We start from the raw sequence: 13,556 nt of genomic DNA, 5'->3' as shown, positions 1-13,556 counted from the left end.
GAGCGATCGGCCTCCCCGGAAGTGCTTCTTCAGCCTGACGAGAATATCTTCTCCCGCCAGGCCAGTCACAACATACAAGCAGCGACCGCAGCTCGCGATGCGCCGCGCGGGCGGCGCTCGATCTCCCAGGCGCTGAAAATGCTGCGGCAACCCCCTGCCAGCCCTCCTGCAACCTAGAGCCAAACCCTCACTGCTTCATCCCCAGCTCGGCATCATCCATCAGCGCCTTGGCCATCGCACTCAAGTAATGCGCAGCCCATATCATCATCGGCTTCCCATCCATCAACCCGGTGATGGTCAATTCGCGCACATACCCCATCAACTCCGAAGACTGTTCGCGGGCATCCCTGCACGGGATCCCGGGCTCGATGCGGAATAGCGGGTGGGTGCCGTTTTCGCCCTGGTAGAAAGTGGTCTTGCCGACGGTGAACTGGGTGTCTTCTGTGGTCATTGGTCAGTCCCCTGATGTGCCTTTGGAATCAGGGTGTATTCGAGGGAATGGATGTAGCGGGGCGGATCGGGGATAACTCTCAGCATGATGTAGGCCTGTTCAAAATTGGGGCCACCACCTTCTGCTGTCAAACATCAAGGCGGCAGCTGTACATGGGTTGACAGACCGGTGAACAGAACCAAAAGCCGGCGCACACGAGGTGCCCCATGACAGCTGCCATAACGGCTAAGCCATGTGGTTAGTTCAGGGCGGCCTGTCAAAGCCGGTCGTTGATTGGCAACGACCGCCCGAGACTAGTGCGCACCACCGAACACCACAATGGCAGGGAGTATCTTTGGGAAATGCCCTACAAGAAAGGGCTTAAATCTGATTTTCCGCTGGCGCAATGCCATTTTATTTTCTGCAGCTTGCCATGCCACAAAGTGCCTTGCGGCAATCGGCCGCCTTCCCATGGCAGGGGCTTGGCCCTTTAACTGCATGGCAGAAACGTCACACCCGTGGCGCATCATCCTTGAAAGTCGTAGTGGGGAATGAAACATCGTGAACATCAAATGGGCAGAAAAACTGCGCAAGGGCCTGCACGGCTCGGCCGACTCGCTGGGCAACCTGTGCGTCGAAGCCTTCCATTACCTTGCCCTGTTCGGCATCGGCGCCATCACCGCCTATGCGGCGGTGGTCACCTTCCTGGACATGCTCGGCAAGGGCGGGATCAGCGTCGATGACATCCTGCTGCTGTTCATCTACCTGGAGCTGGGGGCCATGGTCGGGATCTACTTCAAGACCAACCACATGCCCATCCGCTTCCTCTTGTACGTGGCAATCACCGCGCTCACCCGCCTGCTGATCGGCGATGTTTCGCACCACAAGGCGCCGGATGAAGGGCTGCTGTACCTGTGCGGGGGCATTCTGCTGCTGGCGTTCTCGATCCTGGTGGTGCGCTACGCCTCGTACCGCTACCCCTCGACCAAGGTGCTGGATGCCAACGGCAAGCAAGTGGAAGAGGGCAAGTAGGCCTCAGCGGCATAAGTGAGCAGCACAACACCGCAGGTCGCGGAAAGCTGCGGCTTTTTCTTACAGACGCCTCTGAAAATCCAAAGAACGCGCATCACGCCAACGTATGGCACCCTGTTGTCCAAACCCGGAAAATCCCTGGGTTATGGCTTTTTGATATTGCCCTCCCTGGGCTGTAACCCACGGAGGGCGTGGCCTGCGCACGGTTGACACCATGGCGCACAAGCCTATCAACTCAGCAGCTCTCAAGGAGGGTAACCCGGCACATGACTTGATTCATGCCGAGCGTCTACAGGGAGATGCTGATGATCATGGCGCGTCTTGACGCTATCGCAAGCCGTTCCGTACCTGGCGAACAGGAGTAATCCCTCATGTTCGAAGCAGCCAGGTTCGGCGACGATATTTCACACACCGGCGCATTGGGCGGTTTCCTGTTGGGGGCCGCTCTGGGCATCGCACTGGTGGCCAGCGTGGCCACCGTGGCCTTTGCCACCTTCACCTGCGGGTTCGGCGTAGCTTTGCTGGCAGGTCTCGCGGCGGGGGTTGGCGGCAGCTTGCTGACCGCTGCCGGCGAGGCGTTGGGCGGCCTGTTTTCATCCCCCTCAGGGACGATACTGACTGCCTCGCCCAACGTCTTCATCAACAGCCGCAAGGCCGCCCGCGTCGAAAAGAGCCTGGGCGCTTGCAGCAAGCACCCCGGCCAGGTGCAGATCGCCAAGGGCTCGACCAACGTCTTCATCAATGGCGTGGCGGCCGCGCGCAAGGGCGACAAGCTGACTTGCGGCGCGACCATTTCCGGTGGTTCGAACAATGTCTACATCGGCGGCGGCACTTACCGTTACCTGCCGGTGGACGACGAAGTCCCTGAATGGCTACGCACCACAGTGGATACGTTGATGGCCGTCGCCGGTGCCGCCGGCATGATCGCCCAATTGATCAAGGTCGGCACCCAAGCCGGCATGAAAGCCATCATGCCTTGCGCCCTGAAGTTCACCGCAGGCTTCATCGCAGGTGAGGTGGCCAGCCGCTACGTGGTCGAACCCGTGGCGCGCAGAGCCATCGGTGGCCTGGTCGGCAACCCCGTCGACCTCACGACGGGCCGCAAGCTGATCCCCGATGAAATCGACTTCAGCCTGCCGGGCCTGATGCCGATCGAGTGGTCGCGCTTCTACGCCAGCGACCTGACCGTCGACAGCGTGCTCGGCCGCGGCTGGATACTGCCGTGGGAACAGAGCCTGCGTCGCAGCGGCAGTTTCATCTACCTCACCGACAACCAGGGTCGCGAAATCCCGTTCGTGACCCTGCAACCGGGTGAGCGGATCTACAACCCGCACGAGCAGGTGTACCTGGTGTGCACCGAGGGCGGCCACTACATCCTGCAGACCCTCGACAACCTGTTCTTCTACTTCGGTGAAGTGCCAGACACCAACACCGAAGTGCCGCTGCAGCGTATCGAGAACGTCCTCGGCCACTTCCTGCACTTCACCCGCACGCCTGACGGTACCCTGACCGACATCAGCGCTACCGGCGGCACCCGCGTGCACTTGCACTACGACCACCCGCTGGGCCGCCTGACCGATATCAAGCGCGTGGTGGACAACCATGCGGTCGAAACGCTCACCCAGTACCGTTACGACGAGCATGGCCAGCTGAGCGCGGTGCGCAACCGCAACGGCGACAGCGTGCGCAGTTTCAGCTATGTCGAAGGCCTGATGGTGACCCACAGCAACGCCTTGGGCCTGGGCTGCCACTACCGCTGGGAAACCCTCGGCGGCAAACCGCGTGTGGTCGAGCACTGGACCAGCGATGGCGAGCACTACCATTTCCGCTACGACCTCGACGCCCGCACCAGCTGGGCCACCGACGTGCTTGGCCGGGAACTGGAAGTGCAGTACAACGCCGACCACCGCGTGGTCGCCAGTCGCGATTATGGCGGCGAGCGCTACGCCATCGAGCTGGACGAAAACGGCAATATGGTTGGCCTGACCTTGCCGGACGGTAACCGCCTGCAATTCAAGTACGACGAGTTCTCCCGCTTGCTCGAAGAGGCCGATCCGCTGGGCCGCAAGACCACCTACGAATATCACCACCTGACCACGCTGGTGACCCAGGTCAGCTACCCGGACGGCAGCATCTGGCGAGCGCGCTACGACGACAAGGGCAACCTGCTCGCCGAATTCGATGCCCTCGGCCAGATGACCGAGTACCTGAACAGCGATGACGGCCTGCCGCATACCATCATTGATGCGACCTACAAGTCCAAGTACCTATGGTGGAACACCCTGGCCCAGGTCGAGCGTTACCAGGATTGCTCAGGCAAGAGCACGTATTATCGCTACGACGAGCGCCAGCACCTCATTGCAGTGACCGACGCGCTGAACCAGACCACCACGCTGGAGCGCAAGCCCGATGGGGAAGTGTTGCGCATCCACCATCCGCCTGCTGCGCACTTCCCGTGGTTTGCCCAGTAACCGTCAGGACCCGAAAGGAGAGATGGTTCGCTACGGCTATGACAAGGCCTTGCGACTGACGTCGCTGGTCAACGAGAACAACGCGACCTACAGCTTTGCCTACGACGTGTCGGACCGGCTGATTGAAGAGGTGCGGGTAGATAACCTGACCCGGCGCTTCAGCTACAACGTCGGTGGCCATCTGACGCGACTGGATGAGATTGGCTATGGCGAGCATGCCGAACGGCCAGAGCGGCACACGCTGTTCGAGCGTGATGCCATTGGCCGTTTGGTTGCCAAGATCAACCGTGATGCGAGCCAGACATTCGTATACGACGACGGTGACCGCTTGCTGAGCATCGAGCGGCAACCAACCGGGATCGGCAAGCAGCTTGGGATCACGGAAGAAAAGCTTGAGTACGCCTACGATCTGCTAGGCCGGCTAACGAAAGAAATGTAATCGCTCCATAAACCCCACATTCAAAGCGCTTACCTGATCCCCGATGCTGTGCTCCCGATTTCTTTTTGGAGCCTGCCGACGATGATGCGCCCCGACGCCAAAGTCGAAAAAGTCTATCTCTACCCCAAGCCCGTCGACTTCCGAAAATCCATTGATGGCCTCGCAGCCTTGGTTGAACTTGATATCAAGGTGGCCGTGTTCGACCCGGTCCTTTTCGTGTTCCTCAACAAGCCGCGCAATCGCGTGAAGATCCTCTATTGGGAGCGCAACGGCTTCTGCCTGTGGCTCAAGCGTCTCGAAGCCGAACGTTTCAAGACTTCCCCCGACGCGACCGACGAAGCCATCGTCCTGACCGTCCAGGAACTGAACTGGCTACTCGACGGCTTCGACCTCTGGCGCAACCGTCCACATCAGGTTCTGACACCCCGCTTCGTCGCCTGACCCGGTATAATCCGGGCCATGATTCCAGCGCCCGATGACCTTCCTGATGACCCTGCCGTGCTCAAGCAACTGCTTGCGCAGTTGCTGGCTGAGCGCACGGTCGACAAGGACCACATCGTCGACCTGAAAGAACAGATCAAGCTGCTGCGTGATCGGCTGTTCAACCGCAAATCCGAGCAGACGGTCGATCCCAATACACCGCAACTGGCAATGTTCAACGAGCCGGAAAACGAGCCGTTGTTGGCGGTGGTTGACGATGCCGACGAAGAAGTCGTTGCCCCAGTCAAACGTCGCGGCAAGCGCGAACCGTTGTCGGCTGACCTGCCACGTGTCGAAGTCATCCATGACTTGCCCGAACACGAACTGACTTGCGCCTGCGGTTGCCGCAAGCATGTCATCGGCGAGGAAACCAGCGAGCAGCTCGATATCGTGCCGATCCAGATCCGTGTGCTCAAGCATGTGCGCAAGGTCTACGGTTGCCGTGGTTGTGAAACGGCGCCGGTCACCGCCGACAAGCCGGCCCAGTTGATCGAAAAAAGCATGGCCAGCCCCAGCGTGCTGGCCATGCTGCTGACCACCAAGTACGTCGATGGCTTGCCGCTACACCGTTTTGAAAGCGTGCTGTCCCGGCACGGCATCGAAATCCCTCGACAAACCCTGGCCCGCTGGGTGATCCAGTGCAGCGAACACTTCCAGCCGTTGTTGAACCTGATGCGTGAGCGGTTGTTGGAAAGCCCCGTGATTCACTGCGATGAAACGCGGGTGCAGGTGCTCAAGGAACCGGATCGTGACCCGACCAGCCAGTCCTGGATGTGGGTTCAGGCCAGTGGGCCACCTGATCGACAAGTCGTGTTGTTCGACTACACCACCAGCCGTGCGCAGGAGGTGCCGTTGCGCCTGCTGGAGGGCTATCGAGGCTACGTGATGACCGATGATTAAGCCGGTTACAACGCATTGGCGTTGCAGCCCGGCGCTGAACGGTTGGCGTGCATGGCGCATGCCCGGCGTAAGTTCGTCGAAGCGCAGAAAGTGCAGCCCAAAGGCAAGACAGGTCGTGCCGATGTGGCGCTATCGATGATCAACAAGCTGTATGGCATCAAGCGTGAACTCAAGGATGTCAGCGATGAGCAGCGGTTCATCGGTCGCCAGGAAAGAAGCTTACCGATCCTGGGCCAGTTGAAAAGCTGGCTGGACAAGACGCAGTCACAAGTCACACCGCAAAGTGTGCTGGGCAAGGCCGTGCACTATCTGACGAACAACTGGAGCCGGTTGGAGCGCTACGTCGAGGGCGGCCATTTACCGATCGACAATAACCTGGCAGAGCGTGCGATAAAGCCGTTTGTCATCGGGCGCAAGGCCTGGCTGTTCAGTGACACGCCCAATGGCGCCACGGCCAGTGCGCAGATCTACAGCTTGGTTGAGACCGCCAAGGTCAACGGCCAGGAGCCCTATACGTGGCTGCGCCACGTACTGGAGCGGTTGCCGCATGCCTCGTCGTTAGAGGACTACGAAGCGCTGCTGCCGTGGAACTGCTCGCCGGAAATGCCACGGTAAATCAAAGCTTCATCTGGCGGTAGGTGGGGTTCATGGAGCGCTTACGGTCATCAGCGACATGGAGCGCGATGACCTGCACCGCGAGGTCTACCGCCCCCTGAGCAAGCTCACCAGCTGCTTCGGTATGACGCCATGAGTCGCAAGGCCTGCCAGCTTGCCGAGACCTTGCCAGCAGACAAGCTATCGCAAGTGCCTAGCACCGGTAGCAGCGCAACTAACCCTCAATGGGCCAGGAACGCACGGGGCTCGTGACGGGCGTCGCGAGTCAGCGCAGCCAGCACCTGCAAGGGGTTCTGGCCCAGCTCGATCGCCAGGCCCAGGCGTATGCTGTCGATCACCCGCTGCAGGCGCACCGGGTCGTTGCGCTGGGCTCGGGTGATCAGGCGCTTGGCAACCACGCCTGCGTCATCGGAAAGGGTCAGCATGATGCTGCCGTCAAGGTTGGCAATGCTCAGGTTGACCCGGTATTCGGGGGCGAAAGCGGCGCTGATCTGCTCGAATGGATTGTTCATGCCAGAAGCCTGCAAAGGTGGACTGCAGAAATTGACCGGCCCGCACCCGGTTCGTTCAAGTAGGGCAATTGGCCATTAGCGCATCTACACTCCTTGCATCGCAGCCGCGACGCATGGCCAATGGCCGGCAAAGGAGTGCCCGTGCTTCCCTCATTCGCTGCCCGCCAGCGTGGCGCAATCGGCCTCATGGCCGTGGTTACGCTGGGCCTGGCGCTGTTGTTCATGCTGCTGGTGATCGACAGCGGCCGGTTGTACCTGGAGCAGCGCAAGCTGCAACGCATTGCCGACATGGCCGCGCTGGAGGCGGCCGGCCAGTATGCCGTTTGCACCGGCAGCGGGCCGCAGGCCACGGTGGTTGCCCGGGCGGCGGCCACCCGCAACGGCCATGCGCCCGGCAACCCGCTGGCGGCCAGCTGCGGCTACTTGCAGACCGGCGCCAACAGCCTGCGCACGTTCACCACGGACAACAACCGCACCGAGGCGATTCGGGTGGACGTGAGCAACACAGTCCCCACCAGCGTCGCGGCGGGGGTGTATAGCCTGGCACAGGGCACAGGGGTGCCGCTGACCACCACCTTGCACGCCCATGCGGTGGCTTCGTCGCCTGTTCCACCGCAGGCCATGCTGAGTATCCGAACCACCCTGGCCACCGTCGATTCGCGACAGTCGGTGTTGCTCAATGCCCTGCTTAGTGCCTTGGGCGGTAACGTGCAGCTTGATGTGGCCGGCTGGCAAGGCATTGCCAGCACCCAGCTCAACGTGCTGCGCTACCTGGACCAACTGGCCATCGACCTCAACCTCAAGGCCGGTGACTACCGGCAACTGCTCAGCGCCGATGCTACCGCTACGCAACTGCTGCAGGCGGCGGTGAAGGTACTGCAGCAGAGCGGCGCGGCCGCCAACGTGGTGACCAACCTGGGCAAGCTGGCACTGGGCGCCAGCAACAGCACCTTGCTGCAGCTGGGCGATTTGCTCGACATACAGAACGGCACCACGCAGGCCGGGCTGGATGCCAGTATCCAGTTGCTGCAACTGGTGCAGGGCGTTATCCAGCTGGCGGTCAGTGAAAGTGCGGCAACGGTGGACTTGCCGGTCAGCGTGCTGGGGCTGGTCAATGGCCGGGTCCGCCTGAAAGTGATCGAGCCGCAGCAGATTTCTGCGGTGGGTGACCCGCGCACCGATGAATTGCGGGTACATACCGCGCAGGTGCGGGCGATGATTTCGCTCGACCTGCCGCTGCTCGACTCGGTGTTCGGCTTGCTCAACGCGGTACTCGATCTGGTCGGGCCGATCACCAATGTGCTCAACAACCTGCTGAGCCTGAACCTCGCCAGTACCTTGCAATCGGTACTGTGTCTGGTCGGCGTGCCGTGCACTGTCACCGATATCATCCTGGTCCCGGACAAGCTGTCGCTGGATATCGGCCTTGAGGTGGCGGAAGCGACCACGCGCCTCGACCCGCAGGCCCCAGGCACCTTCAGTTGTTCACCCAAGCGCCTTGTCACGCAAGCGCAAAGCTCGGCGGCCAAGGTTGCGGTGGGGCGTTTCGAGTCCAGCAATGCGTTCTTCATGAGCGGCACCACGGTGGTCAAAGCATTGCCATTGGTGGACATCGGTACCAAGCGGTGTACCCGGTTGCTGGGCATTGGCACGTGCCAGGCGCGTGTTCCTTTTGCCGCTGGCGGGCTGGGCGTGCGCGTCAACAGCAAGGTTTTGGGCAGCGGGGCCGTCGAGCGCCCACTGGTGTTCCAGGCGCCCGACAGCGTGCCGCCCAACATCGGCCTCAGCCCTGCCTACCAGAGCATGCAAACCGCCAACAGCACGGTCGTCGGCAGCCTGGCCGAGACCTTGCAGGGCATACAGCTGGAAGCCTACAAACCCACCGTGAACAGCGGCCTCGGCGATGTGCTGGTGCTGGTTGGCAACGTGCTCGGCACGGTCAAAGGTATCGTCGAGCCCTTGATCAGGAACCTCCTCAGCCCGTTGCTCGACCCTTTGCTCAACGTGCTGCTCAAGGCCCTTGGCATCGACCTGGTCAGCGCCGAGGTCGGCGCCAACCTCACCTGTGCCAACCGCGCTCAGTTGGCCTTGTAGATCGGCAACCACACTTCGAAGCAGGCGCCTTCGTTGCGGTTGTGCACCGCCAGCCTGCCGCCCATGGCATCGACGATGCCGTGGCTCACCGACAAACCGAGCCCGGTGCCGACCCCTGCTGGCTTGGTGGTGAAGAACGGCTCGAAAATGCGCTCGAGCAGGCGCGGGTCGATACCGCCGGCGTTATCTTCCACCAGCAGGCACAACTGCCCGTGCTCGATGCGTTGGCCTACGCGGATGTTTGGGTGGGCAACGCGCCGTTCCAGCAAGGCGTCCCGCGCATTGACCACCAGGTTGATCAGCACCTGCTCGAGCTGGTCCTGATGGCCAAGCACGTGCGGGCACTGCTCGGGCGCCTCGATGGCCAGCGTCACGCCTTTGCCGCACAAACCCTCGGCCAGCAGCCCCTGCGCACCGAGCACCGCCACCCAGGCGGCAAACACCTGCTGTTCCACCTCGGACCGCCGCCCATGGGTGCGCAAATGCTCGACCAGGCGAATGGCGCGCTCCAGCTGGTTGTCGATGCGCTGCAGCTTGCCTGTGAGGTACGGAACATCGGCGGCACCGCTTTCCAGGCGTTTCAGCCCGTTGACCACCGCCAGGCGCATGGTGGTCAACGGCTGGTTGATTTCATGCACCAGCCCCGTTGCCAGTTCGCCCAAGGTGGCCATCTTGGCTGCTTGCAGCAGTTGCTGCTGGCTATGGCGCACTGCCGTGTTGTCGCGGGCAACTGCCTGGATTTCCACCAGTTGCCCGTGCTCATCGAACAGGCCACGCTCGGCCCACACCCACCAGGCGTTGCGGCGCCCCGGTAATTGCAAGCAGACCTCGGCACTGCTCAACGGCTGCTGCGGGCTCAGCGTGGCGAGGCGCTGCACGAACGCCGTGCGTTGACTGTCGCTCATCCACTGGCCCAGGTTCATTGCGCCGAGCTGCTGTGGCGGGCACTCCAGCAGCTCGGCCAGCGGCCGATTGCCGAACAGCAATTGCAGCGCAGGCGTGTACCGGCAGATCAGCGCGGGCGAGTCTTCCACCAGCGCCCGGTAGCGCTCTTCGCTCTGGCGCACGCGTTCGGCAGCCTCGGTGGCCTCGCTGACATCCAGCCACAGGCCCACGACCTCGACCGGTTGCCCCAAGTCGTCACGTAGCAGGCGGGCCTCGTCCAGTATCCAGTGATAGCCGCCGCGCTCATCACGCAAGCGGTAGCGGCTGCGAACCTGGCCGTCGCGCAGTAGCGTGCGCGTACGTTCCAGCCATAGCGTGCGGTCGTCCGGGTGCACCGCCTGGCCGGGCTGCTGGGCCAATTCGCCGTCTTTGGGCCAGCCCAGTAGCGGTGTCAGGCTGGCGCTGAAAAAAACACTGTGCAGCGCCCCGTCGGCGTAGCGCTGGATGTAGATCACCGCTGGCGAGCTGGCGATCAGGTTTTCCAGCCGGGCGCGGGCCGCCCCGGCCTGTAGCTCCTGGGCTTTCAAGGCGCTGATATCGAGCACGAAGCCCTGAACCTGGCGCCCCCGCAGCTGGCCGACCCACTGCAGCCAGCGTGGGCCCGCCAGGTCGTCGGCGGGCAACAGGCGCAGGTTCAGGTTCAAGGCGATGCCGTCGCGCAGTTGCGCCAGCGCCATGCGTGCAGCTTCGCGGTCGGCCGGGTGCAAACGGCCGAACCATTGTTCGCAGCTGGCATCCCGCGGCAGGCCCAGGCGTGATGCCAGGGCCGGGTCGAATGCCAGCGGCCCCTGCAAGGGCCATGACCACCAGCCAGCGCCCAGTTGCTGCTGCAGTTCATTCAGGTGGCAGGCGCGCTGCTGCAGCTGCTGCTGGCGCAGGCGGCTGAGCAGCGGTTCGACCAGCGCGGGCAGCAGGGTAGCCTGCGCTTGGGGTGTGGGTGGCCTTGGTGCCCCGGCACACAGTAACCAGGCCTGAACACAATGGCCGTGCTGGTAGGGCAGGGCGACCAGCGGCAGGCCGGCAGCCGACGACTGCAGCAGCGGGTGCTCGGCCGCCAGCTGCCGAGCGGCGGCTGGCAACGTATGCAGCCAGGCACGCAGGCGCTCGTCGTCGGCCCAGGGCCAAACGGCATCACTGCTGGCGTAGCTGTACCAGCCGCTGTCACCTGGCAGCAGCAGGCGCAGGGCCCCCGCCTGCCAGTACTCGGCCAAGTGTTGCAGTTGAGCGGTTGTGGTCGGCAGCAGGTGCTGTTCGTCGCAGTCACGCATGGCGCGGCCAAGCGCCAAGGCCAGGTGGTGCTGCGCCAGGTCATGGGCGTGTTTTTCGCGCTCACCCAGCAGGTCGCCGATATCGAACACCTGCAGCAGCCACCCGACAGCCTGGCGCAGGAGCCAGCCGCGCGTGTGCAGGGCAGTGCCATGCACGGTCACGAAGTCCAGGTCCAGCGGCTGCCCCTGCCAGTCCGCCGGGGCGCCTTCGAGTACCAGCCAGCTATGCCGTTGCAGGTAGTCATGCACCCGCGCGGCGTGGTGCGGGCTTGCCGGCAGCAGCGTGCGCAGCGGCCCGGCCAGGCGCAGCACGTGGCCTTGATCATCCAGCCACAATTGCAACCCGGTGGCTGGAGGGTGCTGTTCTGCCGGCAGCGGGGCCTGGCCGCCGAGCCAGCGTTCGAACAGGCCGTTCACAGTTGCAGGCTCGCTTCGGCACGCAGCCGGTCGGGTAGGCGCGGTACCTCGCCAATCAACGGCAGCACCAGCATGGGCAGCACATGGGTGAGTTTTGCCTTGGGATAATCGATGGCTACCGTCAGCAGCTTGTCGGTGCCCAAGGTAACCTGTGCGTCGCTGGCCGGCTGGAAGTCGAAGGCAGCAGGCAGCCACTGCAACTGCTGGCTGATGACCTGGCGGGCCAGGTTCTGCACATCGTTGGTGTAGCTGGGGCTGTCCGGGTCCAGCGCCACGCACCGGCGCACCGCCTCGGCGCTGGCCTGGTTGAACGATTGCAGCATGAGCATGGGCAGGGAATAGCTGACAAGGCCGTAGAACACGGCGAAGAAGATCATGAACACCGCGGCGAACTCGATGGCTGCCGCACCGTGCTGCCGTTTTGCCGGGCCTGCTTTCATGATTGCGTCTACCCTGACCATGTGTCCTGAACAACAGCATAGAACCGATCGACGAACAGGGATGGCCAATTGCCCATGCACAGCCTTGCATTGCTGGTGTGGCTAGCGCTGTGCGCCGGGCAGGATGCCCGCGAACGGCAGATAGCCAATGTACTGACGCTGGGTGCCGCAACCCTTGCGCTGGCCTGGTTGCTGGCCACAGGGCGCAGTTGGCTCGGTGCCCAGGGCAGTGATGCGGCGCTGGCGTTGTTCATCGTGCTGCTGCTCACGCTGCCGGGCTACGCGCTGGGGCAGTTCGGGGCCGGTGACGTCAAGCTGCTCGGTGCGTTGGCGCTGGCCAGCAGCGTTGCCCATGTGCTGGTCACTTTCATTGCTGCGGGTGTGGTGCTGGTGGCCTGGCAGCTGGTCCGCCGAGGTGCGCGACAGCCGCGGCAAAAAAGGCCGTTCGCGCCCTGTCTGCTGGCAGGCCTTGCCGTCTCACTGGCCTGCCTGGGCTGAGCGTTGACGGCACGGCAAGCCCCCGCTAATTGTTGCGCTCGGTCATCTTGGTCCAGCGGTAGAAGTCGGGGATCTCGTACTTGTAGGTATCCAGCCAGCGCTGCATGGACTGGTCGCGTTCACGCGCCGTTTGTACCTGCAGGTGGCGCGAGGCCTGTGCGCCGCTGGACTGCACACGCAGCAGCCGCTCGGTGGCCGTTTCGTCCTGAGGGCTCGGGCGCGGGTATTGCTCGGCGTGCAGCGCCGCGCTACCCATGCAGCAGGCCAGCATCATCACGTACCTGATCATGTTCACCTCCCAGTTTCAATTGACCATCGGCTGCGATGCCTGGGCCGAGGCGACCGGGCCTCGGCCACCGGCCTTGATCTGCCCGGCCCGCGCCTTGGCCGCGGCAAACTGCCGGGGCTCAAGCTGCAAGCGGTCGACCAGGTCGGTCGCCTGTTGCCAGTTGTCCTGGAGCAGCGCCAAGGTCACCAGATTGATTGCAGGCAGGGGGTTGTCGTCTTTCAGCTCGATGGCCGTCAGCAACTCGAAGCGAGCCTGCTCATAGCGCCCCAGGTTCATCAGGACCACGCCCAGGTCATTGCGTACGCGTTCATCGGTAGGCGCCAGGCGTACAGCACGCTGCAGGTTCTGCAAGGCCTGGATGTCGTCGCCACGTGCCGCGGCCAGTTGGCCCAGGCCATGCTCGCCTTCGGCAGCCAGGCAGCCGCCCAGCAGGCTGCGGTACAAGGGTTCGGCCTCGCCAAGGCCAAGCAGCCGGGACACTTTGGCCTTGCGCAGGCGCACCTGGTCGAGGGTATCCGGCAGTTGCTGCAGGTGCGCAAGGCTGGCATGCGGGCGGCCGTCATTGAGCATCTCGTCCGCCAGGTTCAGGGCCAGTTGCTGGTCGGCGTCCGGCTTGCTGCAACCGGCGGCAGTGAACAACGAGCGCAGGCCTTGCGGCTGTTGCCCGGCGCAGCCACTCAGCAACACCAGGCATGCGCACAACACGACTGTCTTCATCCCGCTTTC

Annotated in this window: 10 protein-coding genes and 2 pseudogenes; 6 read left to right on the top strand and 6 right to left on the bottom strand. The window is 63.1% G+C overall.

Going from position 1 to position 13,556, the window contains the following annotated elements:
• Positions 1 to 187: 187 nt before the first annotated feature.
• Positions 188 to 451, bottom strand: a complete 264-nt coding sequence (locus tag B3361_RS07570) for a DUF3077 domain-containing protein (RefSeq protein WP_009681699.1) — start codon at positions 449 to 451, stop codon at positions 188 to 190.
• Positions 452 to 991: 540 nt separating this feature from the next.
• Here B3361_RS07570 and B3361_RS07565 point away from each other — a divergent pair.
• The 4 genes and pseudogenes from B3361_RS07565 to tnpC all read left to right on the top strand — a co-directional run bounded on the left by B3361_RS07565 (position 992) and on the right by tnpC (position 6,367).
• Positions 992 to 1,462: a phosphate-starvation-inducible protein PsiE gene (locus B3361_RS07565; protein ID WP_009681701.1), complete on the top strand. Its 471-nt coding sequence runs from the start codon at positions 992 to 994 to the stop codon at positions 1,460 to 1,462.
• A gap of 371 nt (positions 1,463 to 1,833) precedes the next feature.
• A pseudogene (locus tag B3361_RS07560) lies at positions 1,834 to 4,369 on the top strand (DUF6531 domain-containing protein); the annotation flags it as partial.
• Between the two features lie 84 nt (positions 4,370 to 4,453).
• Entirely contained in the window at positions 4,454 to 4,813 is a 360-nt protein-coding gene (gene tnpB, locus B3361_RS07555; protein ID WP_054905435.1) for an IS66 family insertion sequence element accessory protein TnpB, read from the top strand.
• 18 nt (positions 4,814 to 4,831) lie between these two features.
• Positions 4,832 to 6,367: pseudogene (gene tnpC / locus B3361_RS07550) on the top strand (IS66 family transposase).
• A 221-nt stretch (positions 6,368 to 6,588) separates the two neighbouring features.
• Here the strand turns inward: tnpC and B3361_RS07545 are convergent.
• Entirely contained in the window at positions 6,589 to 6,879 is a 291-nt protein-coding gene (locus B3361_RS07545; RefSeq protein ID WP_054905422.1) for a DUF3509 domain-containing protein, read from the bottom strand.
• Positions 6,880 to 7,020: 141 nt separating this feature from the next.
• Here B3361_RS07545 and B3361_RS07540 point away from each other — a divergent pair, with 141 nt between their 5' ends.
• Positions 7,021 to 8,973: a pilus assembly protein TadG-related protein gene (locus B3361_RS07540; protein ID WP_225624717.1), complete on the top strand. Its 1,953-nt coding sequence runs from the start codon at positions 7,021 to 7,023 to the stop codon at positions 8,971 to 8,973.
• On the opposite strand, the gene B3361_RS07535 is transcribed toward B3361_RS07540, so the two are convergent.
• Entirely contained in the window at positions 8,958 to 11,603 is a 2,646-nt protein-coding gene (locus B3361_RS07535) for a PAS domain-containing sensor histidine kinase (protein ID WP_054905421.1), read from the bottom strand. The genes B3361_RS07540 and B3361_RS07535 overlap by 16 nt on opposite strands.
• Entirely contained in the window at positions 11,600 to 12,043 is a 444-nt protein-coding gene (locus B3361_RS07530; RefSeq protein ID WP_033690841.1) for a TadE/TadG family type IV pilus assembly protein, read from the bottom strand. Before B3361_RS07530 ends, B3361_RS07535 begins: the two co-directional genes overlap by 4 nt.
• Positions 12,044 to 12,118: 75 nt before the next feature.
• On the opposite strand from B3361_RS07530, the gene B3361_RS07525 reads away from it, so the two are divergent.
• Positions 12,119 to 12,541: a prepilin peptidase gene (locus B3361_RS07525; protein WP_154211301.1), complete on the top strand. Its 423-nt coding sequence runs from the start codon at positions 12,119 to 12,121 to the stop codon at positions 12,539 to 12,541.
• 25 nt (positions 12,542 to 12,566) lie between these two features.
• Here B3361_RS07525 and B3361_RS07520 read toward each other — a convergent pair whose 3' ends face one another.
• Complete coding sequence (locus tag B3361_RS07520; protein WP_054905433.1) at positions 12,567 to 12,830, bottom strand: DUF3613 domain-containing protein; 264 nt, start codon at positions 12,828 to 12,830, stop codon at positions 12,567 to 12,569.
• A gap of 15 nt (positions 12,831 to 12,845) precedes the next feature.
• Complete coding sequence (locus B3361_RS07515) at positions 12,846 to 13,547, bottom strand: tetratricopeptide repeat protein (protein WP_054905419.1); 702 nt, start codon at positions 13,545 to 13,547, stop codon at positions 12,846 to 12,848.
• Positions 13,548 to 13,556 lie beyond the last annotated feature (9 nt).

Origin of the sequence: Pseudomonas sp. UBA6699 (genome assembly GCF_002454615.1) — a bacterium.
Classification (GTDB): Bacteria; Pseudomonadota; Gammaproteobacteria; order Pseudomonadales; family Pseudomonadaceae; genus Aquipseudomonas; species Aquipseudomonas juntendi.
The sequence above is the reverse complement of the archived record's forward strand: the minus strand, read 5'-3'. Positions and strand labels throughout refer to the sequence as shown.